This is a genomic window from Streptomyces sp. NBC_00464 (assembly GCF_036013915.1).
GTDB lineage: Bacteria > Actinomycetota > Actinomycetes > Streptomycetales > Streptomycetaceae > Streptomyces.
Map to the genome: position 1 here is coordinate 4,931,894 of NZ_CP107899.1, position 26,388 is coordinate 4,958,281.

The 26,388-nt window shown below is 70.2% G+C and carries 22 protein-coding genes and 1 pseudogene; 11 read left to right on the plus strand and 12 right to left on the minus strand.

From position 1 onward, the window contains the following. Positions 1-18: 18 nt before the first annotated feature. A pseudogene (locus tag OG912_RS22165) lies at positions 19-150 on the plus strand (death-on-curing protein); the annotation flags it as partial. A gap of 165 nt (positions 151-315) precedes the next feature. Next, positions 316-2,097 carry a DEAD/DEAH box helicase gene (locus OG912_RS22170; protein ID WP_327710927.1) on the plus strand — a complete coding sequence of 594 codons (1,782 nt, stop codon included), beginning with the start codon at positions 316-318 and terminating at the stop codon, positions 2,095-2,097. Positions 2,098-2,175: 78 nt separating this feature from the next. On the opposite strand, the gene OG912_RS22175 is transcribed toward OG912_RS22170, so the two are convergent. Next, positions 2,176-2,727, minus strand: a complete 552-nt coding sequence (locus tag OG912_RS22175) for a hypothetical protein (RefSeq protein ID WP_327710928.1) — start codon at positions 2,725-2,727, stop codon at positions 2,176-2,178. A 267-nt stretch (positions 2,728-2,994) separates the two neighbouring features. Between OG912_RS22175 and OG912_RS22180 the strand changes: the two genes are divergently transcribed. The 4 genes from OG912_RS22180 (at position 2,995) to OG912_RS22195 (ending at position 9,071) form a co-directional block, all read left to right on the plus strand. After that, positions 2,995-4,635, plus strand: a complete 1,641-nt coding sequence (locus tag OG912_RS22180; protein WP_327710929.1) for a hypothetical protein — start codon at positions 2,995-2,997, stop codon at positions 4,633-4,635. A gap of 117 nt (positions 4,636-4,752) precedes the next feature. Further along, on the plus strand, positions 4,753-6,765 hold the full coding sequence (locus OG912_RS22185; RefSeq protein ID WP_327710930.1) for a hypothetical protein: 2,013 nt from the start codon (positions 4,753-4,755) through the stop codon (positions 6,763-6,765). A 336-nt stretch (positions 6,766-7,101) separates the two neighbouring features. After that, the gene (locus tag OG912_RS22190; RefSeq protein WP_266779352.1) at positions 7,102-7,743 is read left to right on the plus strand and encodes an IclR family transcriptional regulator; all 642 of its coding nucleotides are present in this window, start codon (positions 7,102-7,104) and stop codon (positions 7,741-7,743) included. A 539-nt stretch (positions 7,744-8,282) separates the two neighbouring features. Continuing rightward, positions 8,283-9,071, plus strand: a complete 789-nt coding sequence (locus tag OG912_RS22195; protein WP_327710931.1) for a YlbL family protein — start codon at positions 8,283-8,285, stop codon at positions 9,069-9,071. Here the strand turns inward: OG912_RS22195 and OG912_RS22200 are convergent. From OG912_RS22200 to OG912_RS22235, 8 genes are all read right to left on the minus strand, one after another. Continuing rightward, the gene (locus tag OG912_RS22200; RefSeq protein ID WP_327710932.1) at positions 9,001-10,347 is read right to left on the minus strand and encodes an MFS transporter; all 1,347 of its coding nucleotides are present in this window, start codon (positions 10,345-10,347) and stop codon (positions 9,001-9,003) included. The genes OG912_RS22195 and OG912_RS22200 overlap by 71 nt on opposite strands. A gap of 2 nt (positions 10,348-10,349) precedes the next feature. Then, a complete protein-coding gene (locus tag OG912_RS22205; RefSeq protein WP_327710933.1) occupies positions 10,350-10,550 on the minus strand; it encodes a hypothetical protein in 201 nt (66 codons plus the stop codon). Between the two features lie 15 nt (positions 10,551-10,565). Continuing rightward, the gene (locus tag OG912_RS22210) at positions 10,566-11,174 is read right to left on the minus strand and encodes an ArsR/SmtB family transcription factor (RefSeq protein ID WP_327710934.1); all 609 of its coding nucleotides are present in this window, start codon (positions 11,172-11,174) and stop codon (positions 10,566-10,568) included. Between the two features lie 73 nt (positions 11,175-11,247). Next, entirely contained in the window at positions 11,248-12,228 is a 981-nt protein-coding gene (locus OG912_RS22215; protein ID WP_327710935.1) for a glycine betaine ABC transporter substrate-binding protein, read from the minus strand. Continuing rightward, on the minus strand, positions 12,225-13,109 hold the full coding sequence (locus tag OG912_RS22220; protein ID WP_327710936.1) for an ABC transporter permease: 885 nt from the start codon (positions 13,107-13,109) through the stop codon (positions 12,225-12,227). Before OG912_RS22220 ends, OG912_RS22215 begins: the two co-directional genes overlap by 4 nt. Further along, positions 13,106-14,368 carry a betaine/proline/choline family ABC transporter ATP-binding protein gene (locus OG912_RS22225; RefSeq protein WP_327710937.1) on the minus strand — a complete coding sequence of 421 codons (1,263 nt, stop codon included), beginning with the start codon at positions 14,366-14,368 and terminating at the stop codon, positions 13,106-13,108. The genes OG912_RS22220 and OG912_RS22225 overlap by 4 nt, the downstream gene beginning before the upstream one ends. After that, on the minus strand, positions 14,361-15,008 hold the full coding sequence (locus OG912_RS22230; RefSeq protein ID WP_327710938.1) for an ABC transporter permease: 648 nt from the start codon (positions 15,006-15,008) through the stop codon (positions 14,361-14,363). Before OG912_RS22230 ends, OG912_RS22225 begins: the two co-directional genes overlap by 8 nt. Before the next feature lie 15 nt (positions 15,009-15,023). Continuing rightward, the gene (locus OG912_RS22235; protein WP_326736431.1) at positions 15,024-15,497 is read right to left on the minus strand and encodes an Lrp/AsnC family transcriptional regulator; all 474 of its coding nucleotides are present in this window, start codon (positions 15,495-15,497) and stop codon (positions 15,024-15,026) included. 132 nt (positions 15,498-15,629) lie between these two features. Here OG912_RS22235 and hppD point away from each other — a divergent pair, with 132 nt between their 5' ends. Continuing rightward, the gene (gene hppD, locus OG912_RS22240; protein WP_326736430.1) at positions 15,630-16,775 is read left to right on the plus strand and encodes a 4-hydroxyphenylpyruvate dioxygenase; all 1,146 of its coding nucleotides are present in this window, start codon (positions 15,630-15,632) and stop codon (positions 16,773-16,775) included. A 78-nt stretch (positions 16,776-16,853) separates the two neighbouring features. Here the strand turns inward: hppD and OG912_RS22245 are convergent, their stop codons facing one another. Further along, a complete protein-coding gene (locus tag OG912_RS22245; RefSeq protein WP_327710939.1) occupies positions 16,854-18,626 on the minus strand; it encodes a tetratricopeptide repeat protein in 1,773 nt (590 codons plus the stop codon). 97 nt (positions 18,627-18,723) lie between these two features. On the opposite strand from OG912_RS22245, the gene OG912_RS22250 reads away from it, so the two are divergent. Beyond that, entirely contained in the window at positions 18,724-20,091 is a 1,368-nt protein-coding gene (locus OG912_RS22250) for an FAD-binding oxidoreductase (protein WP_327710940.1), read from the plus strand. A gap of 29 nt (positions 20,092-20,120) precedes the next feature. Here the strand turns inward: OG912_RS22250 and OG912_RS22255 are convergent, their stop codons facing one another. Beyond that, a complete protein-coding gene (locus OG912_RS22255) occupies positions 20,121-20,597 on the minus strand; it encodes an SsgA family sporulation/cell division regulator (RefSeq protein WP_326736427.1) in 477 nt (158 codons plus the stop codon). Between the two features lie 245 nt (positions 20,598-20,842). On the opposite strand from OG912_RS22255, the gene OG912_RS22260 reads away from it, so the two are divergent. Next, positions 20,843-22,414, plus strand: coding sequence for an RDD family protein (locus OG912_RS22260; RefSeq protein WP_327710941.1), 1,572 nt, complete (start codon positions 20,843-20,845; stop codon positions 22,412-22,414). 139 nt (positions 22,415-22,553) lie between these two features. Next, positions 22,554-23,213, plus strand: coding sequence for an RDD family protein (locus OG912_RS22265; RefSeq protein WP_327710942.1), 660 nt, complete (start codon positions 22,554-22,556; stop codon positions 23,211-23,213). Between the two features lie 44 nt (positions 23,214-23,257). On the opposite strand, the gene OG912_RS22270 is transcribed toward OG912_RS22265, so the two are convergent. Then, positions 23,258-23,596: a hypothetical protein gene (locus OG912_RS22270; protein WP_327710943.1), complete on the minus strand. Its 339-nt coding sequence runs from the start codon at positions 23,594-23,596 to the stop codon at positions 23,258-23,260. A gap of 369 nt (positions 23,597-23,965) precedes the next feature. Here OG912_RS22270 and OG912_RS22275 point away from each other — a divergent pair, with 369 nt between their 5' ends. Continuing rightward, positions 23,966-26,365: an immune inhibitor A domain-containing protein gene (locus OG912_RS22275; RefSeq protein WP_327710944.1), complete on the plus strand. Its 2,400-nt coding sequence runs from the start codon at positions 23,966-23,968 to the stop codon at positions 26,363-26,365. The last annotated feature ends 23 nt before the right edge of the window (positions 26,366-26,388 follow it).

The window sequence follows — 26,388 nt, forward strand, 5'->3', positions numbered from 1 at the left end:
ACGGGTTGCTCGACTCGGCTCCACATGAACGGGCATCCGCTGAACGCCGTTTTCGATGTGGACGAGGCCGAGCGGTTCGTCCTCGATGTCTGCCAAGGGGCACTGGACATGCCCAAGATCGCGGAGCAGCTGCCCGGGTTCGCCAAGTAGAGGTTCCCCTGTGAAGCGGGTCTCAGCGGCGCGGAACCACGGCTGGTTCGTACGGGGTTCCGCCCCGCCCCCCGGTAAGGTGGCCCGGTTGTCGTATCGCGTACGGGCCCGTCCCGGTCCGTGCGGACAGCCCCACACGTACCCGAGAGACCCGAACCGGAGACCGTGACTACTACCGCCTCCCACCACCTCTCACCCGCCTTTCCCGGCCGCGCCCCCTGGGGCACGGCCGGCAAGCTGCGAGCCTGGCAGCAGGGCGCCCTCGAGAGGTACATCCAGGAGCAGCCGCGCGACTTCCTCGCGGTCGCGACCCCCGGCGCCGGGAAGACCACCTTCGCGCTGACCCTCGCCTCATGGCTGCTCCACCACCACGTCGTGCAGCAGATCACCGTCGTCGCCCCCACCGAACACCTGAAGAAGCAGTGGGCGGAGGCGGCCGCCCGGATAGGGATCAAGCTCGACCCCGAGTACAGCGCCGGCCCCGTGAGCAAGGAGTACCACGGGGTAGCGGTCACGTACGCGGGCGTCGGCGTCCGCCCGATGCTGCACCGCAACCGGTGCGAGCAGCGCAAGACCCTGGTGATCCTCGACGAGATCCACCACGCCGGTGACTCGAAGTCCTGGGGCGAGGCCTGCCAGGAGGCGTTCGACCCGGCGACCCGCCGGCTCGCCCTCACCGGCACGCCGTTCCGCTCCGACACCAACCCGATCCCCTTCGTCGCGTACGAGGAGGGCAACGACGGGATCCGGCGGTCCTCCGCCGACTACACCTACGGCTACGGCAACGCGCTCGCCGACGGCGTCGTCCGCCCCGTGATCTTCCTCAGCTACAGCGGCAACATGCGCTGGCGCACCAAGGCCGGTGACGAGATCGCCGCCCGGCTCGGCGAGCCGATGACCAAGGACGCCATCGGGCAGGCCTGGCGCACCGCGCTGTCGCCCACCGGGGACTGGATCCCCAACGTCCTCAGCGCCGCCGACAAGCGGCTGACCGAGGTCCGCAAGGGCATCCCGGACGCGGGCGGGCTCGTCATCGCCACCGACCAGGAGTCGGCGCGCGAGTACGCCAAGATCCTCAAGAAGGTGACCGGAGAGAAGCCCACCGTCGTCCTCTCCGACGAGAAGGCCGCGTCGAAGAAGATCGACTCGTTCACCGAGGACGGATCGCGCTGGATGGTCGCGGTCCGGATGGTGTCGGAGGGCGTCGACGTGCCACGTCTGGCCGTCGGCGTGTACGCGACCACCATCTCGACGCCCCTCTTCTTCGCCCAGGCCGTCGGCCGCTTCGTGCGCTCCCGCAGGCGCGGTGAGACCGCGTCCGTCTTCGTACCGACGATCCCGATGCTCCTCGACTTCGCGAACGAGATGGAGGTCGAGCGGGACCACGTCCTCGACAAGCCCAAGAAGGGCAGCGACGAGGAGAACCCGTTCTCCGAGGAGGACAAGCTCCTCGCCGACGCCGAGAAGCTGGAGGACGAGGAGACCGAGGAACAGCTGCCCTTCGAGGCGCTGGAGTCCGACGCGGTCTTCGACCGGGTGCTGTACGACGGTGCCGAGTTCGGCATGCAGGCACACCCGGGCAGCGAGGAGGAGCAGGACTACCTCGGCATCCCCGGGCTGCTCGAACCCGACCAGGTGCAGCTGCTGCTCCAGAAGCGGCAGACCCGGCAGATCGCGCACAGCCGGCAGAAGCCGGCCTCGGAGGCGGACCTGCTGGAGAAGCCGGCCGAGGACCGGCCGGTGGTCACGCACAAGCAGCTGCTGGGACTGCGCAAGCAGCTGAACACGATGGTGTCGGCCTACACGCACCAGAGCGGCAAGCCGCACGGAGTCATCCACACCGAGCTGCGCCGGGTGTGCGGCGGGCCGCCGAGCGCGGAGGCCACGGCCGGGCAGATCGAGCAGCGCATCAAGAAGGTCCAGGAGTGGGCCACCCGTATGACGTGAGCCGGCGGGGGCATGCGGCGCACCGGCCCGGGGCGGGGACAGCGGTTCCCGCCCCGGGCCGGCGTCATGCGCGGGCCGCTACCAGACGAACGGAGCGGACTGGACGGACGTCGTCACACACTGCACGGTGGCGGACGTCGGGGACGAGGTCACGATCAGCAGTGACCAGTTGGTGGCGGTCGCGGGCGGGGACAGCACCACGGAGTTGGTGCTGTCGCCGGCCGCCAGAGTGCCGGAGCTGAGCTTCAGCGGCCCCAGGGTGATCGGATTGGGGTAGGTCATACCCGGGTTGGCCTTGGCGGAGAACTGGACCTGACTGGTGACGCCGCCCGAGGTCTTGGTGGCCTTGAGCGTCGTCGTGATGCTGTTCGGGTCGGCACTCGTACCGACCGGCATCGTGATCGCCGACGAATTGAGCTTGATGGACTTGGTGGTGCCGTTGTCGGCGGCGGTCAGGGTGGCGCTGCCACTGCCCCAGGAGCCGCAGTCGAAGGTGGCGGTCGCGGTGGCCGGGGCCACTGCGAAGGCCGTCGGGGACGACAGGGCGAGCAGGGCGCCGGTCGAACACGCCGTCGCCAGGATCAGCGGGAGGCGTCTTCGGGCCGACGCGTGGTTCGAAGAGATCGACATGACGGTTGGAACTCCTTCCGGTTGCATTACGCGGATTCGCTGCACGCGCTGTACTCAATCTCTGTGCCGTATGTGCGGATCTGCGTGCCGGGCCCGGCATGTCGGTCGCAGTGAAACGGTGATCTTCGAAGATGTCAACAGATGTGCGGGAAACGCCTGTGGAAATGCTTTTCGGGCATTTCCGAAAGGATCAATTCGGTCTCTCTTGACTTCTCTGCACGTGACCTCCTCAATGTGCGCAATCAATGGTCCATGAAGGGGTGTCAGGTGATCCGACGACGAAGACCCGGTGTGACCGGTCTGCTCGCGGCCTGCTTCGTACTGTCACTGGGCTGCGTCGGGGCGACGGCCGCACCGTCCCCGCCCGATCCGGCCGCCGCCGCCGGGACGGTGACCCCGGACGTGCACTGCGTCCTGCCCGCGGGGCAGGGGGAGGCGACCGGGCCGCAGGAGATGACCGTCGAACTGTCGCCGGCCGTCGTCGAACCCGGTGGAAAGGTGCACGCGACGGTGACGCTAGGACCGTCCCCGGCCACCAGCGCCATCGAGCTGAAGGACGTGCCGACGATCCCCAGTCTCGACCTCGCGATGTCCGGCGGGGCGACCGGAACCGTCACCGTGCGGGGCGCCGAGTTCTCGATGGACGTCCCGGCCGAGACGCACATCGAGATCCCGACGTACGAAGGAGACTTCCTGGTTCCGGCGGACGCCTCGGGTGAGATCTCGTTCGCTCCGATCCGTACGCTGACGCAGACCAAGGTGTTCGGATCGGTCTTCGAGACACCCTGCGACGTCGTCGGCGGCGGCGGTTCCATCGGCACCGTCACCGCGGAGGGCTCCGCTTCCGAGCCCGCCACGCTGACCGCTCCCGCCGACCCCGTGCGTCCGAACACCGCGGTGAAGCTGGGCGGTTCGGGATGGACCCCGGATGCCGCACCCGTGCCCTCGCTGTGCGCGGTGGGCGGTGGCGGCTGTGACCCGCTGAAGTTCACGGCCCACACCCTGAGGATCGACTCCTACGGCACACTCACCGGCACCGCGACCCTCGGCGAGGCCGGAGCCGTGCCCGACGGCAGTTACGAAGTGAAGGTCAACGACGGCACCAAGGAGGCCACCGCCCCCCTCACTGTCGAAGCCGTCGCGGCCGGCAACCGGGAGATCACGCTGTCGTCCGACAGCGGTCCGGTCGGCAGCGTCATCACCGTCAGTGGCCGGAACTACAACCCGGACCGCTGGATCAACGTCATCGGCCTCGACGCCTCGGGCACCACGCTCGACGACAGCGCGGTCTACGCGAAGAGCGGAGCGGACGGCACCTTCGCCGTCGAGTTCACCGTCATCTCCGACGCCGTCGCCGCCGTCCAGGCGGACGAGGGCAATGACCCGGCGACCGTACGCACCGCCCCGTTCACCGTCACCACCGGTGGCGGCGGGGGCGGCAGCACGGCCGAGCAGCAGGTGAGCACCCAGGTCAGGGCGGGAACACTGTCCATGACCCAGGACGGCGACACCGTCGACTTCGGTACGACGGTCCTGGGCGAGGGCAGCGGTGTGCAGCGGGCCCACCTCAACCGGGTGGAGGTGCAGGACGCCCGCGGCGTCAACAGCGGCTGGTCCCTGACCGCCACCCTCACCGGCTTCACGAGCCCCGACGGGAGCACCATCCCGGCCGGTGCGGTGCGGTGGGCGCCGGCCTGCACGGCACAGGACGGGAGCGTGGGGGCGCCGGTCGCCGGATCACCCACCGTGCTCGGGAGCGAGGCGGCGAGCCTCTGCCGGATGAATCCGGACGGATCACGTCCGTTCACCGGCGGAAAGTTCGACGCCGAGGCGGGTCTCGCCCTCACGGTTCCCGAATTCACCCGGCCCGGAGATTACAGCGCCACCCTGACCCTGACCCTGTTGTAAAGGGTCGGCAGGGAAAGCACCGACGACGCCCGTCTGTTCCGTACAGCAATGGAGCAGGCGGGCGTCGCCCATTCCGCATTCGGACCAGTCGCATTCCGTTTCCTTTGGAGGAGCCGCATGTTCGCGCATCGCAGACCCACCGGAAGGCCGGGCCGCCCGGCCTGGCGCCGCGCCGTCGCGCTCGGCGCCGGAGCCTTACTCGCGTGGACCGGGGGAACCGTCGCGTTCGCCCCCCTCGCCCACGCCGGCACCATCACCCCGACCGTCCACTGCACCCTGCCCGCCGGCCAGGGAGAGGCGACCGGGCCCCAGCAGTTCAGCATCGAGCTCACGCCCGACGTCGTCGACCCCGGCGGCAAGGTCCACGCGAAGGTGGCGCTCGGCCCGTCCCCCGCCACCAGCGGAATCGGCCTCAACGACGTGCCCACCACCCCGAGCGTCGACCTCGCCATGTCCGGCGGCGCCACCGGCACGGTCACCGTCACCGGACCCGAGGTCTCCCTCGACGTCCCGTCCGGGAAGCCGATCGAGATCCCGCCGTACGAAGGGGACTTCCTCATCCCCGCCAACGCGAGCGGCCCGATCACCTTCACCCCGCTGCGCAACATCACCCGCACGAAGGTGCTCGGCTCCAACTACACGACGACCTGCGAGGTCATCGCGGGCGGCGGCCCCATCGGCACCGTGACCGCGGAGGGCAGCGCCGGCCAGCCGGCCACGCTCATCGCCCCCACCACAGCGGTCAAGCCGTCCACCTCGGTCGCCCTGTCGGGCAGCCGCTGGACCGTGGGCGCCACCCCCGTGCCGTCGCTCTGCGCGACGGACGGCGGAGGCTGCGACACCGGGAAGTTCGCGAGCAGCTCCCTCGCGATCAACGGCTCCGGACAGCTGACCGGCAGCGCCGTACTCGCCGCGGCCGGCACGGTGCCGAACGGCTCGTACCTCGTGAAGGTCGGCGACGGTACGAAGGAGGCGACCGCACCCCTGACCGTCACGGCCTTCGTCCCCAAGGGGCCCCGCGCGATCGCCCTGTCCCGCGGCAGCGGACCCGTCGGCAGCGTCATCGCCGTCACCGGCAGTGACTACTACCAGGACCGGTGGATCAACACCGTCGGCCTCGACGCGACCGGAGCGACGCTCGACGACACGGCCGTCTATGTGAAGAGCCGCCCCGACGGCACGTTCTCCGTCGACTTCACCGTCTCCGACCCGGCGATCGCCTCGATCCAGGTCGACGAGGCCAACGACCCGGCGACCGTACTGACCACACCGTTCACCGTGACCGAGGCCACCGCGACGCTCTCCGCAGGCGCGGCCAAGGTCAAACCGGGCGGCACGATCAGCGTCTCCGGCTCCGGCTGGCCCTCCGGCGTCACCCCCACCGCCGCCCTGTGCGCGACCGACGGCAGCGGCTGCGCCCCGGCCGGGATCAGCGGCTCCACCCTGCGGATCGCCGCCGACGGCACCCTCTCCGGTACGGTCACCGCCGCCGGATCCACCGCCCGCGGCGTCTACGCCCTCCAGGTCACCGCAGGCGGACAACAGGCCCTCACCCAGCTGACCGTCGCCCCGACCTTCGTCGTCCTCACCCCGGCCGCCGGACCCAGGGGCACCGCGGTCACCGTTCTCGGCCAGGGCTTCGCGAAGGTGGCGACCGTGTCGATCATCGGGCTGCGGGCGGACGGCTCGCAGACCTCCGACTCGGTGCGCACCAAGGTGGTCGGCCTCGACGGGGCGTTCTCGCAGACCTTCACCGTCAACGCGGCCGACACCGTCGCCCTCAGGGTCCGCGAGGTCCTCGTCAACCCGCGCACCGAGACGGCCGCCTTCACCGTCCAGGACGGCACCGCCCCCACCGGGGCCTCCTTCGCGCTCTCACCGCCCGAAGGGCCGCCCGGCACGGTCGTCCAGGTGACCGGGCGGGGCTTCGCACCCGTCGCCACGGTGTCCGTCACCGGACGCACCGCGGACGGTAAGCAGACCGCCGACTCCTACGTCACCCGCGTCATCGGACTCGACGGCACGTTCGCCCTCAACTTCACCGTCCGGGACCCGGCGACGAAGGCGATCAGGGCCTGCGAGGTACTCGTGAACGGAAAAACTGTCCAGCAATTGTTCACGGTGAGTTAACGCCGGTTCACATCCGGTGTACGGAGCGTCGCGGGGGAGTCGGCCGACATGGACGCGCGTAGATGCGCGCCGTTCGGCCGACGCCCCGCTGACCGGCACTTATGCTCGCTCGGCACAACCGCGTTTCCGCAAGCGCCCGGATTCTGGACGAGGTCTTCCGCTGAGCGGACTGGCTCGCTACTGTCCCAAAAATGTGAACGCCCCGTGGCAACGCCGCCGCGGAGCGCAGCCGGTGCCTGGCCAGGCCGGCGGCCTCTCCGTGCGTCGCCGCTGGGACCGGTGACGCACAATCCGTGGGAACAGCCGCCGCCGCTCACCAAAGAGGGAGAGGGCGTCGTGACCGCGGAGACCTCCCAGACGCTCGACCGAGGACTGCGTGTCCTCAAACTGCTTGCCGACACCGACCACGGCCTGACGGTCACCGAGTTGTCCAACAAACTCGGCGTCAACCGCACCGTGGTCTACCGTCTGCTCGCCACCCTGGAACAACACACCCTGATCCGCCGAGACTTGGGCGGCCGGGCGAGAGTCGGCCTGGGCGTGCTGCGCCTGGGCCGCCAGGTGCATCCGCTCGTACGGGAGGCCGCGCTGCCCGCACTGCGGTCCCTGGCCGAGGACATCGGGGCCACGGCCCACCTCACCCTGGTCGACGGCTCGGACGCGCTGGCGGTCGCGGTCGTCGAACCGACCTGGACGGACTACCACGTGGCCTACCGGGCCGGCTTCCGCCACCCCCTGGACCGGGGTGCCGCGGGCCGGGCGATCCTCGCCGCACGGCAGAAGCCGGTGGGCGAGACGGCCTTCACCCTCACCCACGGCGAGCTCGAAGCGGGGGCCAGCGGAGCCGCGGCCGCGCTGATGGGGGTGACGGGGGTCGAGGGCAGCGTCGGTGTGGTGATGCTCGCGGACGCGGTGCCGGAACGGGTGGGGCCCCGGGTGGTGGACGCCGCGCGCGAGGTCGCGGACGCGCTTCGCTAGCGGGGCGGGGCCCTTGGGCGGGCGGCAGCGTGTCCCTTGCCCCGGTCCTTGGTGCGGGGTTCCGTCCTCAATCGCCGGACGGGCTTGGTGGTGCGGGTGCTCCGCGTTGCGGGGTGCGCCACCACCGTGGGTGGGGGTCCGGGGCCCCTCCGGGGCGTCTCCTCAAACGACGAACGTTCCGCGGGTACGTGATGGACCCGGGTATCTGTTCGTCGTCCTGCGGGGACTCCCCTGCACGGCCCCGGCCCCGGCCGTCGCGCGTCTGCGACAGTCGTTTCGCCGGCGTGCAGACGCGACCGAGACCGGGTGGGGGCGTGCAGGGGAGTCCCCGCAGAAAATGGCGTACGACCCGGGTGTCTGTTCGTCGTCGGGTGCACACGCCATTTTTGAGGAGTCTCCCCGGAGGGCCCCCACCCCCACCCACCGGGTGAAGCGCCCCGCGGGGGACCCGCACCCAAGCCCGTCCGGCGATTGAGGACGGAACCCCGCCACTGGTGGGGCCGAGACCCACAGCGCACCCGGACCGTTAGATTGGGTGGGTGTTCACACGTCGCTCGCGCCCCCGCACCCTCGCCCTGTGCGCCCTCCCGGTCCTCGCCCTCTTCGGTGTCGCCGCCTTCGCGCCGCTGCCGTTCACGCTGGCGCAGCCGGGTACGACCGCGAATGTGCTCGGCGACGACCACGGCACCCCGGTGATCAGCATCGAGGGCACCCCCACCCGGCCCACCAAGGGCCAGCTGCGGATGACGACGATCGTGGCCACCGGGCCCGAAGCCGATGTCGGGGTCGGTGACGTGATCGACAGCTGGTTCCGTACGGACCGGGCGGTCATGCCGCGCGACTCCGTCTACCCGTCCGGCGGCTCCGAGAAGGAGATCGAGAAGCACAACCTCGACGACATGGTGGAGTCGCAGGACTCCGCGGTCGACGCCGCCCTGAACTACCTCGGCAAGAAGCCCGGCTCGGTCGACGTGACCCTGCACCTCGCCGACGTGGGCGGTCCCAGCGCCGGCCTGTTCTTCGCGCTCGGCATCGTCGACAAGCTCGACGGCGACGGCTCCGGCGGCGACCTCACCGGCGGCCGGACCATCGCCGGTACGGGCACCATCCAGGCGGACGGCGAGGTCGGCGCGGTCGGCGGCGTCTCGCTCAAGACGCAGGCGGCCCGGCGGGACGGGGCGACCGTCTTCCTCGTACCGGAGGACGAGTGCAAGGAAGCGAAGTCCGAACTGCCGAAGGGGCTCCGGCTGATCCCGGTCACGACTCTGAAGGGCGCGGTGTCCTCGCTGCGGGCGCTGGATCACGGAGGGAAGATCCCGAGCTGCTGACCGGGTCCGCCGCACGCTCGCCGGGCTCCCCGGACGGCGTGTCGTCCATCGTCCGCCAGGCCGGGAAGACCAGCGGGCTCAGCGTCGCGATCAGGTACACCGCCCCCATCGCCAGCAGCGCACCCGTGGCGCCCGCGCTCTCCACCAGCAGGCCGGCCGCGAGCCCGCCCACCGGCATGGCCAGCTCGCACCCCGCGGTGATCGCACCGGAGACCCGGCTGCGCAGCACGTCGGGGACGCTCCCGTAGATCACCGTCGTCAGGATCGGGTTCAGGACCCCGCCCGCGATCCCGCTCAGCACCATGGTCACGGCGAGGGGGAGTGTCGTACCGGTCAGCGCGGCGACGAGGAACCTCGGCGCCCCGCACAGCACCACGCACACGGTGAACACGGTCCGCCGCGCGTATCGGTGCCCCACGGCCCCGTACAGCAGCGCCCCGGTCAGTCCGCCCGCCCCGAACAGCGCGGTGAGCAGTCCGAGATCGCGTGCCCCGCCCAGCTCGGCGGAGGCGTGCACCGGGAGCAGGACGGCGTTCCACCCCTGGTCGGTGCCGTTCATGAACAGGACCATCACCACGACGCCGAGCAGCAGCCGGTTGCCGAACAAGTAGGCGTAGCCCTCGCGCAGTTCGCGCCGGTAGGTGGGCAGTGAGACGGGCGCCGCGTCCTTGACCGGTTCCGCCGCGCGCACGCCCCGCACTCCCGCCGCGATCAGCGCGGCCGAGACCAGGAAGGTCGCCGCGTCCAGCAGCAGCACGGTCTCCGCGCCGACCAGTGCGATCAGTACGCCGGCCAGGGCCGCCCCGACCATCCGGGCCCCGCGCGACACCGCGTCGAAGAGGCTGGCGGCGCGGGCGAGCGTGGTGCCCGCGTGTTCGGCCAGGTCGGGTACGAGGACGTAGCGCGCGGTGTTGCCCGGGGTGTGGGCGAGCCCGTTGAGTGCCATCAGGGCGCAGAGCATCCAGAAGGCGAGCGCGTCGGCGTAGTACAGCAACGGCACTGCGGCGACGGCGAGTCCGCACACCGTGTCCGAGCCGATGGCCACCCGGCGCCGGCCGATCCGGTCGATGACGGGCCCGCCGATCAGTGCGGAGACGACGATCGGCAGGGTCGCGCAGAAGGCGACGAGTCCGGCCCGTCCGGCGCTTCCCGTGGTTTCGAGGACGAACCACGGTACGCCGATCAGGGTGAGTGAAGTCCCTGCTGTGGATATTGAGTTGGCGGACAGTACCGCGATGAGTGGCAGCCGGCCCGGTTTGTTCTTCCCCCCGCCCACGGTTACGCCGTTCGAGGGGCGCCGGACTGCAGGGTGGCCCCGGCGGGTATCAGGCGCAGACCCATCTCGACCATGGTCCAGCCCAGTCGGGTACGGAGGACCTTGCGCGGGGCGCGGCGGCGGGTGAGGCGGAAGTCGCGCGCCTGGTCGCGCAGTTCGGTGGAACGGATGCGGTGCAGTTCGAGGTGCGTCTCGGGATGCATGGCGTGGTGGTCCCTTCAGTCGGTGGGGCGCGGGAAGACGTGCAGGTGGGTGCGGACGACGGCGGAGCCCTCGGTGTCCTCGGGGACGCGGCCGCGGTAGCTGTTGACCAACTCGTGGATCTTGTCGGCGAGTTCCCTGGAGAGCTCGGGGGTGAGCCGCACCTTGAAGTCGCTGAGGTCCGAGCTCTCGAGCCACTCCCTGGGCCATTCGTGCATCGTGCCGAGCCAGGTGCTCAGTTGCTGCGCGTGCACCGTCGCGACCTCGTGGAGTACGACGTCCATGGCGCCGCGCACCTCGGGGTCGGCGTCGTACAGCAGCTCGGGATCGAAGGAGGCGCCGGCGTGCACGGCCCGCCACCAGCGCTCGCGGCCCTTGCCGAGCGTCGGATCGTCCTCGACGAAGCCGTATGCGGCGAGCTGCCGCAGGTGGTAGCTGGTGGCGCCGCTGGACTCCCCGAGCCGCTCGGCGAGACCGGATGCGGTGGCGGGTCCGAACTCCCGCAGGGTGTTGAGCAGCCGGATACGCAAGGGATGGGCGAGTCCGCGCAGGGTCCGGGCGTTGATGCTGAGGACCTGCGGATCCGGTGCGGTCGCGGACCTGTCGTCGGGCTCTTTCTTTGGCATGCCCCAACCATAGAGTTACAAAGAGAGCTTTGCAACGAGTCTTTGCAACATTTTCTTTGTAACTTCGGCGGGGTCACCCCTCCTCGATGAACCCCTCCTGGATCAGCCACTCCTTCGCCACCTCGTGCGGGTCCTCCCCGTCGACGTCCACCTTGGCGTTCAGCACCTGCGCGACCTCCGTGGTCAGCCGTGCGCTGAGCGGGTCCAGCAGGTCGGCGATCACCGGGTACTTGTCGAAGGTCGCGGAGTGGATGACGGGCGCCGCGTTGTAGTTGGGGAAGAAGTGCTTGTTGTCCGTCAGCACATCGAGGTCCATCGCCTTGATGCGGCCGTCCGTGGTGAACACCTCGCCCAGCAGACAGGAGTCGGACTTCGACACCTGGGTGTAGATGATTCCCGCGTCCATCTTCTTGATGTTGGCGGCCGGGATCGACATCCCGTACGCCTTCTCCATCCCGGGCAGTCCGTCGTTGCGCGAGGCGAACTCGTTCTCCACGCAGATCGTCACCGCCGAGGGGTTCTTCTTCGACAGCGCGGCGACGTCGGAGAGCGTCTTCAGGTGGTACTTCGCGTTGTTCTTCTTGCTGATGGCGAGCGCGTAGGTGTTGTTCAGGGTGGACTGCGGCAGCCACGTCACCCCGTTCTTCCGGTCCGCGTCGCGCACCGCCTCCCACTGCTCCAGCGGGTCGGTGATCGGTTTCGCGTGGCCCAGGTAAGTGATCCAGCCGGTGCCCGTGTACTCGTACATCGCGTCCGCGTCGCCCTGGATGATCGCCTCGCGCGCACTGATCGAGCCGGGCAGGTTCGTGCGGTCCAGGACCTCGGCCCCCGCGGCCTTGAAGATCAGGCCGATCATCTGGCCCAGGATGATGTTCTCGCTGAAGTTCTTCGAGGTGACGGTCAGCGAGGCGCCCTGCAGCGGCTGCCCCTGTACGGACGGCCCCGGCACCACGTCGTCCACCATCGGGGAGCCGCTCTTCAGCCCGCACCCCGCCAGGACGAGGGCCAGGGCGGCCGCGCCCGCCAGGGCCGTACGCACGCGTCGCGTCCTCATCGCTCCACCTCCAGTCCTCGCGGTGTCAGCGCCACTTCGACGAGCGAGGCCAGCCAGTCCACCAGCAGCGCCAGCACCACCGTCAGCACGGAACCGAGCACCAGCACCGGCATGCGCTGCGTCTGGATGCCGGAGGTGATCAGGTCGCCGAGCCCGCCGCCACCGCCGAACGTCGCCAGCGTCGCCGTGCCCACGTTGAGCACCAGCGCGGTACGCACACCCGCCAGGATCAGCGGTACGGCGAGGGGGAGTTCGACCTTCCGCAGCGTGCCCATCGCCGACATGCCGATGCCGCGCGAGGCCTCCACCAGCGTCGGTTCGATCGCCTTCAGTCCGGCGACCGTGTTGGAGAGCACCGGCAGCACCGCGTAGATCACCATGCCGGTGATCGCCGTCGACGGGCCGATGCCCAGCCAGATCACCAGGAGCGCCAGCAGGCCGATCGCCGGGGTCGCCTGCCCGATGTTGGCGATCGCGGTGACCACCGGAGCGGCCTTGCTCAGACCGCGCCGGGTCAGGGCGATGCCCAGCGGAATGGCGATGATCAGCACCCAGAACGTCGAGATGGCCGTCAGCCTGACGTGCTGCCACCACCGCAGCTGGACCGTGTCGCCGGCCAGGGAGTTCTCCGCGATCGAGTCGAGTTCGACGTTGGTGATCCATACGTACGTGATGACCAGCACCACCGCGAGCGCGGCCGGCACCACCACGAGCTTGCGCCAGGTGAGGCGGCGCGGCGGCCCGGCCGGTGGCGGGGCCGGTTCCTGCTCCTCGTCGTGGAAGGCGAGGCCCTTGACGTCGTGTTCGCCCGGCGGCCGGTCCCGGTCGGACGCGGGGACCGGCCCGGAGGAGCGGGGGCCGGTCGGAGACTGGGGAGTCATGCGCCCGCACCGCCCTCCAGCTCCTGGACGGTCTGGTGGGTGCGCAGCTCCTCCAGGTCGTGCTGGTGCTCGATGGCGGTGAGCCGGTCGGCCTCCAGGAGTTCGTGCACGGAGTTCATCAGCGTGGCCATGTCGACGACCCCGATGAACTCCCCGCGCCGCCCGGTCACCGCGACCCGCCCGCCGCTGTCGGTCAGCACCGCCTCCAGCGCGTCGTGCAGCGTCGCGTCCCTGGTCACCGTGTCGTGCACCAGCTGCCCGGCCCGCGCCAGCGAACCGCGGGCCCGCATCAGGTCGCCGCGCCGCAGCCACTTGTACGGACGGTTCCTGCGGTCCAGCATCAGCAGCTCGTTGTGCGGGCCGCTGCGCAGCTTGTTGAAGATGGACTGGAGCGGGTCGTCGACCGTCACCGTCGGGAACTCGGCGATCTCCACGTCCCGCACACGCGTGAGGTTGAGCCGCTTCAGCGCCGCGCCCGCCCCGACGAAACCGGAGACGAAGTCGTCCGTCGGATTGGTGAGAATGGCCTCCGGGGTGTCGAACTGCGCGATGTGCGAGTGCTCGCGCAGCACGGCGATCCGGTCGCCCAGCTTGATCGCCTCGTCGAAGTCATGGGTGACGAAGACGATCGTCTTGTGGAGTTCGTGCTGGAGCCGGATCAGCTCGTCCTGGAGGTGGTCACGGGTGATCGGGTCGACGGCGCCGAACGGCTCGTCCATCAGCAGCACCGGCGGATCCGCGGCCAGCGCCCGTGCCACGCCCACGCGTTGCTGCTGACCTCCGGAGAGCGCGCGCGGATAGCGGCCGTGGAACTCGCGCGGGTCCAGGCCGACCAGATCGAGCATCTCCTCGACCCGGTCCTTCACCTTCGACTTCGACCAGCCCACCATCTTCGGTACGAGGGCGATGTTCTCGGCGACCGTCATGTGCGGGAAGAGCCCGGACGACTGGATCGCGTAACCGATCTTGCGGCGCAACTTCACCGGGTCGATGTCGGTGACGTCCTCGTCGCCGATCCTGATCCGGCCGGAGGTCGGCTCGATCAGCCGGTTGATCATCTTCAGGGTGGTGGACTTCCCGCAGCCGGACGGGCCCACGAAGATGACGGTCTCGCCGGCCTTGATGTCCATCGAGACGTTGTCCACGGCCGGGCTGGGGTTGCCCGGATAGATCTTGCTCAGGTCCTCCAGCTGGATGGTCGCGCCGGAGGTGGCGTTGACGGCCGGCTTCGGTTCGGTCTCTGCGGCGGTCTCAGACACGGATCCCCCTCGGGATGGTGAGCCGCCCCAGCAGCACGTACGCGGCGTCGAAGAGCAGGGCGAGGATGACGATGCCGAGCGTGCCCGCGAGCACCGAATTGATCGCGTTGGCACTGCCCAGCGAGGCGATACCGCGGAAGATCTCATTGCCGAGACCGGGCCCGGAGGCGTACGCGGCGATGGCGGCGATGCCCATCAGCATCTGGGTGGAGACCCGGATGCCGGTGAGGATCGGCGGCCAGGCGAGCGGCAGTTCCACCTTGCGGAGCCGGGTGATCCGCGACATCCCGATGCCCTTCGCCGCGTCCACCAGCGCCGGGTCGACGCCGCGCAGTCCGACGATGGAGTTACGGACGATGGGCAGCAGCCCGTACAGCGTCAGGGTGATCACCGTCGGCGCCACCCCGAGCCCGACCAGCGGGATCAGCAGACCGATCGCGGCGAGCGACGGAATGGTCAGGACGGTCGCCGTCGAGGTGATCGCCACCGAGGAGCCCCAGCCGCTGCGATAGCTGACCACCCCGATCAGTACGCCGAGCACGGTGGCGATGACCATGCACTGGAAGACGGCGCTGACGTGCTGGAACGCGTCGGTGAGCAACTGCTGGTGCCGATTTGCCAGGTACTCCCAGAAGCTCACACGTCACTCCTCGGCTCAGTCGGTGTCCTGTGCGGCCTGCTCGACGAGCGGGATGATGCGCAGGGGTACGGGGTTCTCCATGACGATGGCCGTGGAGGCCCGGACAATGCCATCAAATCCGACAACCCGGTCGATCACCCGCTGAAGATCGGCGTTGGAACGGGCCACGAGCCGGCACAGCATGTCGCCGTGCCCGGTGGTGGTGTGCAGCTCCAGCACCTCCGGTACGCCGCCCAAGTGGGCGCGTACGTCGGCTCCTTGGCCCTGCTTGATCTCCAGCGTCGCGAAGGCGGTGACGGGATAGCCGAGGGCCGCCGGGTCCACGTCCGGACCGAAGCCCCGAATGGCGCCATTCGACTGAAGGCGGTCCAGGCGCGCCTGCACCGTGCCGCGCGCCACGCCGAGCCGGCGCGAGGCCTCCAGGACCCCGATCCGGGGCTCGCGGGCCAGCAGGACGATGAGCCGCCCGTCGAGATGATCGATTGCCATGGCCGGCCTCCGGGCGTGGTGTGATGGTCATCATGTACAGATAGCCCGCCCATCATCGCGATGTGCTGGGCATATTGCCCAGTGAATTCGCGAACTGTTGCGCACCTTGCGAAGTGGCGGGACGCTTCGGACATGACTGAGACGATGCACAGCACCCCCGACACCGCCCGGCAGGCCGATCCCTTCCCGGTCAAGGGAATGGACGCGGTCGTCTTCGCCGTCGGCAACGCCAAGCAGGCGGCGCACTACTACTCGACGGCCTTCGGCATGAAGCTGGTCGCCTACTCCGGACCGGAGAACGGCAGCCGCGAGACCGCGAGTTACGTCCTCACCAACGGCTCCGCCCGCTTCGTGTTCACCTCGGTCATCAAGGCGTCCACGGACCACGGCCGCTTCCTCGCCGACCACGTGGCCGAGCACGGCGACGGCGTCGTCGACCTGGCCATCGAGGTCCCCGACGCCCGCGCCGCGTACGCCTACGCCGTCGAGCACGGCGCCCTCGGCCTCACCGAGCCGCACGAGGTGAAGGACGAGCACGGCACCGTCGTCCTGGCCGCCATCGCCACATACGGCAAGACCCGCCACACCCTCGTCGAGCGCACCGGCTACGAAGGCCCCTACCTCCCCGGCTTCGCCGCCGCCGACCCGATCGTCGAGCCCCCGGCCAAGCGGTTCTTCCAGGCCGTCGACCACTGCGTCGGCAACGTCGAGCTCGGCCGGATGAACGAGTGGGTCGCCTTCTACAACAAGGTCATGGGCTTCACCAACATGAAGGAGTTCGTGGGCGACGACATCGCCACCGAGTACTCCGCGCTCATGTCCAAGGTCGTCGCCGACGGCACGCTCAAGGTCAAGTTCCCGATCAACGAGCCCGCCGTCGCGAAGAAGAAGTCCCAGATCGACGAGTACCTGGAGTTCTACGGCAGCGCCGGCGTCCAGCACATCGCGCTCGCCACCAACGACATCGTCGCCTCCGTGAAGGCGATGCGCGCGGCCGGCGTCCAGTTCCTCGACACCCCGGACTCCTACTACGACACCCTGGGCGAGTGGGCGGGCGAGACCCGGGTGCCCGTCGAGACCCTGCGCGAGCAGAAGATCCTCGTCGACCGCGACGAGGACGGCTACCTGCTGCAGATCTTCACCAAGCCGGTCCAGGACCGGCCGACGGTCTTCTTCGAGATGATCGAGCGCCACGGCTCGATGGGCTTCGGAAAGGGCAACTTCAAGGCCCTGTTCGAGGCGATCGAGCGCGAGCAGGAGAAGCGCGGCAACCTCTGATCCACCGTGACGGGGAAAACCACGACGGGCGGGCCGGACATCCGGCCCGCCCGTCGCGGCATGTACCGACGCGGGACCTCAGCGGCCCGCCGGTGACTTCGTCGCCGACGGCTTCGCCGGGGTGTGCGCGGCGCCGCCGGCCTTTTCGGCTGCGGCCTTCGGGCCGGCCGGCTTCGCCTTCCGGCCCGGCGGACCCGCCGCCGGGGCCGGCGCCTCACCGGGAGCCGGCGCCTCCCCGGCCGGGGCCTCGGGCTCCACCGGACCGGGCTCCGGCTCGGCAGCGGGCGCCGGCGCCTGCTGCGCCTCCTGCGACGGCTCCGGGACCGGCGGCGCAGCCGGCTGCATGTCCTGCGGACCGCCCGCCGGAGGCAGCCCCAGCGTGTCCAGCGCCTCCTGCGCCCGGGGCGCGTCCAGCGGCGAGAACTGCGGGTTGGTGCGCAGGGCCTCCTCCAGATGGCGGCGGGCCGGACCGAAGTCCTTCAGCGCCCGCTGGACCATGCCCAGGTGATACGCGTACGACGCGTTCTGACCGCCCGAGTCGACCGCCTGCTCCGCGTACTCCAGCGCCGCGTCCGGATCGCCCGAGCGGTGCAGCGCCCAGCCCAGCGCGTCGGCCACCGCCGCGCTGTGGTGGCCGCGGCCCCACTCCGCCCGCAGCAGCTCCACGGCGGCGGCCGCATCGCCGTGGGCGGCCTCGAAGCGGCCCAGGAGCAGGGAGTCGTCCACGCCCTGCGCCTTCGTACGGGCCAGCGCCCTGCGCAACTGCGTGTACTGGTTGACCGAGTCGCCGTCCAGGCCGAGCGACTCGTACAGCTCACCCAGCTCCAGCATGTAGGCCGGGCGCGGCGACTTCGTCAAAGCGGCCTGGTAGTCGCGCTGGGCCTCGTCGGTGCGTCCGAGGGCCGCCAGTGCGCGCGCCCGGCCGGCAAGGGAGGGGTGATGGGCGGGATCGGTGCGCAGAGCGGCCCCGTACTGGGCCACCGCCTCCCGCGGCTCACCGCGCTCCCAGGCCAGCTCGCCCAGCCGGGACAGGCAGGCGGCCTTCTCCGCGGGCGTCTTCGCCCGGTTCGCGGCATCCTGCGCGGTGGCCAGCGCGTCCTCCCGCCAGCCCCGGTCCCGGTACATCTGGGCCGTCAGGCCCAGCGCCGGGACACCGGACCGCAGCGCGGCGTACTTCTCCACCGCCGTCGTCGCCGACTTGTAGTCACCCAGGCCGTTGTACGCGTCGATCAGTTCCGGGTACACCGTCCACTGCTTCGGCTGCCGGGACCGTACCGTCTCGCCCCACTTCTTCGCCGTCACGAAATCGTGCCGGGCGTTGGCGAGCGAGGCGAGCCCCACCCAGGCCGCCTCGTTCCCCCGCTCGCCCGGCTGCACGTCCAGGGACCGCTTCAGCGCCTGCTCGGCCCGGCCGTAGTACGCCGCGTCCGAGGCCCGCTGCCCCCACTGCACGTACGCCGACCCGAGCACCGCCCACGACCGGGCGTCCGACGGATGCGTCCCCACCCACTTCTGCCGGTCCCCGATGAGCGCCGTCAGATCGGAGAGCGAGGCGGGGGAGCCCGCGGCCGTCGCGCTCATCGCCCGCGAGACCGGACCCGGCAGCGGCGGCGGTGCGTCCTGGTCGTCGTCGGGCACCGCGACCACCGCACCCGTCACCAGCACCGCCCCCGCCACCACGCCGAACGCGGCCCTGCGCAGGGTCGTGCGCAGCGAGGCGGGCGGCGGCTCGGCCAGGGACGCGAGGTCGGGCGGGGACGCGTAGGGCGCGGTGGGGGGAGTCTCGAGGTCGAGGTCCAGGTCGTGGTCCGGCCCGTGGGCCGTCGGGGTCTGCTGCGGCGTGACGTCCATGCTGATCACTCTGCGTCAGTACGAAGATCACACCGCGCCTTGCGAACGCTGCCGCAGACGGGTTCACACCAATGGGCCCGGGTGCCAGTCTTGGATCATGGACGATCTTCTCGAACTTCTGCGTGCGGGTCTGCCGGCCGAGGCCCTGATCACCGACCCGGACATCACCACCACCTACGCCAACGACATGGCCAGCTTCTGCGACGCGGGCACCCCCGCCGTCGTCACGCTTCCCCGCACCGTCGAGCAGGTCCAGCACATCATGCGCACCGCCACGCAGTTGCGCGTCCCGGTCGTCCCCCAGGGCGCCCGCACGGGCCTGTCCGGCGCGGCCAACGCCTCGGACGGCTGCATCGTGCTCTCCCTGGTGAAGATGGACCGGATCCTGGAGATCAGCCCCGTCGACCGCATCGCCGTCGTGGAACCGGGCGTCATCAACGCCGTCCTCTCCCGGGCGGTCAACGAACACGGGCTGTACTACCCGCCGGACCCCTCCAGCTGGGAGATGTGCACCATCGGCGGCAACATCGGCACCGCGTCCGGCGGCCTGTGCTGCGTGAAATACGGGGTCACCGCCGAATACGTCCTGGGCCTCGACGTCGTCCTCGCCGACGGACGCCTGCTCACCACCGGCCGCCGCACCGCCAAAGGCGTCGCCGGATACGACCTCACCCGGCTCTTCGTCGGCTCCGAGGGCAGCCTCGGCATCGTCGTCAAGGCCGTGCTCGCGCTCAAGCCGCAGCCACCGCAGCAACTCGTCCTGGCCGCCGAGTTCCCCAGCGCGGCGAGTGCCTGCGACGCCGTCTGCCGCATCATGGAACGCGGTCACACACCGTCACTCCTCGAACTGATGGACCGTACAACAGTCCGTGCCGTCAACGCGATGGCGAACATGGGCCTCCCCGACACCACCGAGGCACTCCTGCTCGCCGCCTTCGACACGCCGGACCCCTCCGCCGACCTCGCCGCCGTCGCCGAGCTCTGCACCGCCGCCGGAGCCACCGAAGTCGTCCCCGCCGACGACGCGGCCGAGTCCGAAATGCTGCTCCAGGCCCGGCGCATGTCGCTCACCGCACTGGAGACCGTCAAGTCGGCGACCATGATCGACGACGTATGCGTACCGCGCTCGCAGCTCGGCGCCATGCTCGAAGGCACGGCCGCCGTCGCCGAGAAGTACGACCTCACCATCGGCGTCTGCGCACACGCGGGCGACGGCAACACCCACCCCGTCGTCTGCTTCGACCACACCGACGCCGACGAGTCCCGGCGGGCCCGCGAGTCCTTCGACGAGATCATGGCGCTCGGCCTCGAACTCGGCGGCACCATCACCGGCGAACACGGCGTCGGCGTACTCAAGAAGGAGTGGCTCGCCCGGGAACTCGGCGAGGTGAGCGTGGAACTGCACCGGGGCATCAAGCAGGCCTTCGACCCACTGGGTCTCCTCAACCCGGGCAAGGTCTTCTGAGCGGCCGTCCGACGCCCCGGCCGCCCCTCTCAACCCTCACCGTCCTGCGACTCGTCCGACGGCCACGGGTCGCTCATCCACAGGTCGTCGGCCGGCAGCGGAGCGAGCAGCTCGGCCAGCGCCTCGTCGATGCCGAGCCGCTCGGACTCCGTACCCGGCGCGACGGCGTGCAGGGTCCGCTCCACCCAGGTGGCCACCGCGGCGGACGGCACCTCCAGCAGGGCGTTGCCGTCGGGCGAGGTCAGCGCCACGCAGATGACGCTGCGCCCCTCGACCTTGGTGGGCCAGATCCGTACGTCACCGTGCCCGCACGGCCGGAACACCCCCTCGACCAGCAGATCGCGGGCGAACGTCCAGTGCACGGGGGCGTCCGAGCCGATGTGGAAGGTGATGTGCACGGCGTAGGGGTCCTCGGTGCGATACGTCAGCCGGGCGGGCACGGGGATGCTGCGCTCGGGCGACAGGACCAGCTTGAGCTCCAGCTCGCGTTCCACGACGGTGTTCATGAGGTGCGTCCTTTCGATGCCTGTGGGCCGGTCGCACGACCGCCCGCACAGGGAGAGAGCACCCTCCCCGCCATCCATTACGCGACTTCGGGAAAAATATTTCGGAGGGACCGGAAAGTGGCCCAAACACCGGGACCGGCCCGGTGACAGGCGGCTGTCTGATAGATGTGGACCCTTGTATGAGGACCGGTCGTTCCCCCATCGCCGTCCGGTCCCAGGCCTCGAAGAGATACGGGACCACGGTGATGAGCGCCCCAACCCCGGCACCCGGTGACGACAGCCCCCGCGAGGGGTACTACCCCGACCCGTCCATTCCCGGATACGTCCGGTACTGGAACGGCGCCTCGTGGGTGCCCGGCACCAGCCGGCCCGCCCCGCAGCAGGGCGAACCCCTGCCCACCGCACCCGCCGAAGAGGAGGACGCACCGCACGCCCCCGCGTCCGGACCCGCCGCGGTGGACGAGACCGGCCCGCTCTTCCTCGACGAGGAGCCGTACGAGGGGAACCGCCCCGAACCCGCCACCGCCTGGCAGGCCGACGCCTCCCGGCAGGCCGGCTTCGGCGGCGAGCGCGACCGGCGGGTCTCCTGGGGCGGCACGCCCGCACCCCTGGACGGGCCCGCGGAAGCCGATCCGCGTACGCCCGCGAGCGGTACAACGCCCCCCGGAGCCACCGCACCCGCGGACCGGGCCCCCGCCGACCCGCGCCGCCCCGCACCCGCGGACCCCACCCGCGGCGCACTGCCGGGCATGCGCGACGCCGGCGGCCAGGCCCCCGAGAACACCGTCGCCATCCGGGTCGGCCGCCCCGCCCGCCCCGGCGGCGGAACCGGAGAAACACCGCGCCCGCCCGCCGACGGCACCGTCACGATGCGCGCCGTGGGACCGGGCGGCAGGACACCGGCCCCGCGCGACGCCCAGCAGCCGCCCGAGGACGGCACGCTGACGATCCGTGCGATCACCCCGGGCACCGCACCGGCCGGCCCCGCCGCCCCGCAATCCGCCACACCGCCCTCCACGGCCGCCCCGCACGCCTCTGCGCCCGCCCCGGCCCCTGCCCGGCAGCCCGCGCCCTCCCCGGCCCCCGCGGCGCTCAACAGCCCCCTCACGCCCGGCCCCGGCGGCGGCTCCGCCTCCTGGGCGCAGCAGGCCCATCAGTCGGCCCGGCCCGAACAGGGCGCGCGGCCGCGGCCGCAGGCACCCGTACGGCAGCAACAGCCCGCGTTCCCGCAGCAGTCCCAGCAGTCCCCGCACGCGCCGCAGCCCGACCAGCCCGTCGTGCCCTGGAAGCCCCCGGTCCAGGACCACTTCCAGCAGCTCGCCGCGGCCCGGACGGCGGCCCGCCCGGCGCCGCTCGGCAAGCGGCTGGCCGCCCGGCTCATCGACACGGTCGTGCTCGGCGCGCTCGTCGGCGCCGTCTCCGTGCCGCTCGCGGCCCGGGCGACGGACCACATCAACGACAAGATCGACGCGGCCAAGCTGTCCGGCGAGACGGTCACCGTCTGGCTGCTGGACTCCACCACGGCCTCGCTGGCCGGCGTGGTTCTCGGCGCCTTCCTGGTGCTGGGTGTCCTCCTGGAGGCGCTGCCGACCGCGAAGTGGGGCCGTACGCTCGGCAAGAAGCTCTGCGGACTCGACGTACGGGATATCGAGTCCCACGACGCGCCCGGCTTCGGTGCCGCCCTGCGCCGCTGGCTGGTCTACGGGGTGCTGGGCCTGCTCGTCATCGGCGTGGTCAGTGTGCTCTGGTGCCTGATCGACCGGCCGTGGCGCCAGTGCTGGCACGACAAGGCGGCCCGCACCTTCGTCGCGGGCTGAGGCGGCGCCTACGGAAGCGGTGCGGGGAGCGACCCGTACGGCTGACGGCCCTTCGGGTGAGGGGCCGTCGGACGGAATCCGTTCCCCCGAACGCACCTGAGCCGTTGCGGGCGCCCGTGGGGCGGGGTGCACTGCCCGCATGAGCAACGATCAGCCGACGTCCGGTCAGCCGCCCGAGGACGACCCGTTCTCCAAGAAGCCGCACGGGTCCCAGCCGCCGCCGTCATCGGGCTCGCCCTACGACAGCGCGCCGCCACCGCCGCCGTACGACCCCGGTCCGTACGGCGGCGGCCAGTACGGCGGAACGGATCCGCTGTCGGGCATGCCCCCGCTCGCCGAACCCGGCAAGCGGATCCTGGCCCGGCTGATCGACTTCCTGATCATCTCGATCCCGCTGTACCTGATCTCGCTGCCCTGGGGCGGCGCGGTCGAGATGTCGGACAACAACAACGACGACAACGTCAGCGACGTCTTCGCCCAGACCTACAGCGGGCATCAGTTGCTCTGGTCGCTGATCGCTCTGGTGGTCTACGTCGCGTACGACACGTACTTCACGCACAAGGACGGCCGCACCCTGGGCAAGCGGCTGCTGAAGCTGCGTGTCGCGATGCTGAACGACGGCAGGGTGCCGGACACCGGCAGTGCGTTCCTGCGGGCCGTGGTGCTGTGGGTGCCGGCGCTGCTGTGCTGCCCTTGCCTGTGGTGGCTGATCAACATCGTACTGATGTTCACGGACAAGCCGTACAAGCAGGGGCTGCAGGACAAGGCGGCCAAGACGGTGGTGGTGGTCACCAACTGACGGACCGCCGGGAGGGCGTCGGCACCCCCCGGCCGCGCCGGACGTCAGTGCCGCAGCGAGTGCTCGCCCACCCGCTCCGATGCGGCACGTGCGGCCGGGATCCTGCTCTGTACGGGGTCGAGGGTGCGGCCCTCGGATTCGGCAGCGGCGGGGACGGTGTCACGGTGTACGGACACCGCGGCCCTTGTCCTCGCCGCTTTCGCGGTCCTGCGCGCCGGCAGGGGAACGGTGACGGCCACCAGCAGACCGAGCGCGAGCGCGGCCGTGCCGATGACGGCGATGCCGATGCCCGATTCGGTCCGGGACAGCAGCAGCATGGCGAGGGTCGAGAAGACGACGGTCACCGAACCGTAGGAGAGCTGTGCAGCAGTGGGACGCGGCATGGCGGTATCCGTCCTCGGGACGTCGGATGGGCGGTCTCTCGACACGGTCTCGCTGTCAAGTGACTCTACGACGGTGAATGCCCGAGAGGAACGGGTAGTAAGCGTCACCTAACCCACGGTACCGTTGCACGGGGGGCGCACGGAGTCATGTCGCGCGCCCGTGGAGCCAGTTGGCGCGCCGGTCGGGCGTGGGCCGATCGTCCGGATAGCGGAAACGCGCTCCTGCATAGTGCACTTGGTATGTTCAAGTCAAGGTCTGTCTTTTCTTCTGTAACTCCGGTCAAATGTCGTCACTTGTGGCGCGTTTCCGCGCGCGGCCCTTTCACACCTCCAGGCCGCAGCCGCGGGCGCCGGGGAGGACTGCATCACGTGATCATTAAAAGACGGGCGCTTCGCACCGGGGCGGTTGTCGTGGCCATGGCCGCGACCGCCGCCACCGCATCCGCCTTCGCCACCGCTCAGGCAGATGACAAGGCGTCAGGCACCGCCGCCACCGCCATAGACCGCCGGGACCCGGGGTCGGCCAAGGGCAACGCGCACGACCTGGAGGGCCCGTTCAGCGAGCAGCAGGACGCCCAGCGTCAGGCCGCTCTGGAACAGGTCATATCCGGCGACAAGAAGGTGTCGACGCGCGGCGGCTCCAAGGTCGTCAAGCTCGACGACAAGAAGTACGTCGAGCTCGGCCGGGAGAAGACCGACAAGATCTTCACCGTTCTGGTGGAGTTCGGCGACCAGGTCGACAACACGACCATGTTCGACCCGGACGGCGACGGCCCCAAGCCCGCCGTTCCGAAGTACGGCGGCACCGCGGGACCGGCGCACAACGAGATAGCCCAGCCGGACCCCAAGAAGGACAACAGCACCGCCTGGCAGGCCGACTACAACCAGGCCCACTTCCAGGACCTGTACTTCGGTGAGGGTGCCGGGAAGAACTCGCTCAAGACGTACTACGAGAAGACGTCCTCCGGGCGCTACTCGGTCGACGGCGAGGTCTCCGACTGGGTCAAGGTCCCGTACAACGAGGCCCGCTACGGCTCGAACTACTGCGGTTCGACCAACTGCGCCAACGCCTGGGACATGATCAAGGACGGCGTGAACGCCTGGGCCGCCGACCAGAAGGCCAAGGGCCGTACGCAGGAGCAGATCAAGACCGATCTCGCCCAGTACGACCAGTGGGACCGCTACGACTTCGACAACGACGGCAACTTCAACGAGCCCGACGGCTACATCGATCACTTCCAGATCGTGCACGCCGGCGAGGACGAGTCCGCGGGCGGCGGCGTCGAGGGCACCAACGCCATCTGGGCGCACCGCTGGTACGCCTACGGCACCAACGCCGGTGCGACCGGCCCGGCCGACAACAAGGCCGGCGGCACCCAGATCGGTGACACCGGCATCTGGGTCGGCGACTACACCGCACAGCCCGAGAACGGCGGCCTGGGCGTCTTCGCCCACGAGTACGGCCACGACCTCGGTCTGCCGGACCTGTACGACACGACCAACACCGCCGAGAACTCGGTCGGCTTCTGGTCGCTGATGTCGGCCGGTTCCTGGCTCGGCACCGGTAAGAACAGCATCGGTGACCTGCCCGGCGACATGACCGCCTGGGACAAGTTCCAGCTGGGCTGGCTGGACTACGACGTGGCCAAGGCCGCGACGAGGTCCACCCACAAGCTGGGTGTGTCCGAGTACAACACCAAGAACAAGCAGGCACTCGTCGTCGAGCTGCCCGACAAGGCCGTCACCACCGATGTCACGACGCCCGCCGAGGGCGCCAAGCAGTGGTGGAGCGACATGGGCGACAACCTCAGCAACACGCTGTCGCGTCCGGTCGACCTGACCGGCAAGTCCAAGGCATCCCTGGACCTCGCCGGCTGGTGGGACATCGAGGCGGACTACGACTACCTCTACACCGAGGTGTCGGACAACGGCGGCACGAGCTGGACCGCGATCGACGGCACCGCCGACGGCAAGGCCATCCCGCGCGACGCCAGCGACAAGCCGGCCCTCACCGACGTCTCCGGCAAGTACCAGAAGCTCTCGTACTCGCTGGACGCCTACGCCGGCAAGAAGATCGACATCCGCTTCCGCTACGCCACCGACGGCGGCGCCGGCGGCGTCGGCTTCGCGGCCGACACCATCGCGGTCAACGCGGACGGTGCCGCGCTCTTCTCGGACAACGCCGAGGGCGACGACAACGGCTGGACCGCCAAGGGCTTCTCGCGGGTGGGCTCGTCCTTCACCAAGGACTACCCGCAGCGCTACATCGCGGAGAACCGCCAGTACGTCTCGTACGACCAGACCCTCAAGGTCGGCCCGTACAACTTCGGCTTCTCCAAGTCCCGTCCGGACTGGGTCGAGCACTACCCGTACCAGAACGGCCTGCTCATCTGGCTGTGGGACAGCTCGCAGAAGGACAACAACGTCTCGACCCACCCGGGTCACGGCCTGATCCTGCCGATCGACGCGCACGCCAAGCCGCTGAAGTGGGCTGACGGCACGGTCATCCGCAACAAGATCCAGCCGTTCGACGCCCCGTTCAGCTGGTACCCCACCGACGGCTTCACGCTCCACAACGGTGACGTGGCCACGAAGATCAAGCCGCAGTTCGGCGTTCCGGTCTTCGACGACCACAAGGGCACCTACTGGTACGAGGAGAACAAGACCGGCAGCGTGCAGGTAACTGACACCAACACCCGGATCTCGATCATCAACGAGCCCTTCAGCGGCTCCACGGTGACCGTCCACGTCGGTCCCTCGCACAAGTAATTCGGTAACACCGCAGGTCAGAG

Coding starts and splice junctions, on each gene's coding strand:
- OG912_RS22175 (WP_327710928.1), bottom strand. CDS start 2,727: ATGTCGATCTCTTCGAACCACGCGTCGGCCCGAAGACGCCTCCCGCTG.
- OG912_RS22220 (WP_327710936.1), bottom strand. CDS start 13,109: ATGACTCCCCAGTCTCCGACCGGCCCCCGCTCCTCCGGGCCGGTCCCC.
- OG912_RS22185 (WP_327710930.1), top strand. CDS start 4,753: ATGTTCGCGCATCGCAGACCCACCGGAAGGCCGGGCCGCCCGGCCTGG.
- OG912_RS22255 (WP_326736427.1), bottom strand. CDS start 20,597: ATGAACACCGTCGTGGAACGCGAGCTGGAGCTCAAGCTGGTCCTGTCG.
- OG912_RS22250 (WP_327710940.1), top strand. CDS start 18,724: ATGGACGATCTTCTCGAACTTCTGCGTGCGGGTCTGCCGGCCGAGGCC.
- OG912_RS22235 (WP_326736431.1), bottom strand. CDS start 15,497: ATGGCAATCGATCATCTCGACGGGCGGCTCATCGTCCTGCTGGCCCGC.
- OG912_RS22265 (WP_327710942.1), top strand. CDS start 22,554: ATGAGCAACGATCAGCCGACGTCCGGTCAGCCGCCCGAGGACGACCCG.
- OG912_RS22205 (WP_327710933.1), bottom strand. CDS start 10,550: ATGCATCCCGAGACGCACCTCGAACTGCACCGCATCCGTTCCACCGAA.
- OG912_RS22260 (WP_327710941.1), top strand. CDS start 20,843: ATGAGCGCCCCAACCCCGGCACCCGGTGACGACAGCCCCCGCGAGGGG.
- OG912_RS22210 (WP_327710934.1), bottom strand. CDS start 11,174: ATGCCAAAGAAAGAGCCCGACGACAGGTCCGCGACCGCACCGGATCCG.
- OG912_RS22215 (WP_327710935.1), bottom strand. CDS start 12,228: ATGAGGACGCGACGCGTGCGTACGGCCCTGGCGGGCGCGGCCGCCCTG.
- hppD (WP_326736430.1), top strand. CDS start 15,630: ATGACTGAGACGATGCACAGCACCCCCGACACCGCCCGGCAGGCCGAT.
- OG912_RS22270 (WP_327710943.1), bottom strand. CDS start 23,596: ATGCCGCGTCCCACTGCTGCACAGCTCTCCTACGGTTCGGTGACCGTC.
- OG912_RS22245 (WP_327710939.1), bottom strand. CDS start 18,626: ATGGACGTCACGCCGCAGCAGACCCCGACGGCCCACGGGCCGGACCAC.